We start from the raw sequence: 255 nt of genomic DNA, 5'->3' as shown, positions 1-255 counted from the left end.
GACGCGACTGTCGGCGTCATGGCGGTCGACACCGGAACCGGCGAATCCGTCTCGTACGGCGAGGACCGTCGCTTCGGCTTCGCCTCCACCATCAAGGCCTTCGCCGCGGCAGCCTTCCTCCAGTCCGCGTCGGGCGCAGCCCGCGATGAGACCGTGCGGTGGACGGCAGAAGAAGCCGCCGCCGCCGGCCACGCACCCGTGACCTCGCAGTACGTCGACGACGGCCTGACCTACGCGCAGCTCGCCGAAGCCGCC

At 71.4% G+C, this 255-nt stretch carries 1 protein-coding gene; it reads left to right on the top strand.

Annotated elements, in window-relative coordinates; translation table 11 throughout:
- Nucleotides 1-18 precede the first annotated feature (18 nt).
- Nucleotides 19-255: serine hydrolase (locus tag M3147_RS19190; RefSeq protein WP_251204987.1), on the top strand; the 237-nt coding region annotated here is incomplete at its 3' end.

This window comes from Agromyces mediolanus (assembly GCF_023715325.1).
Classification (GTDB): Bacteria; Actinomycetota; Actinomycetes; order Actinomycetales; family Microbacteriaceae; genus Agromyces; species Agromyces mediolanus_A.
This window is presented reverse-complemented; position numbering and strand designations above follow the sequence as displayed.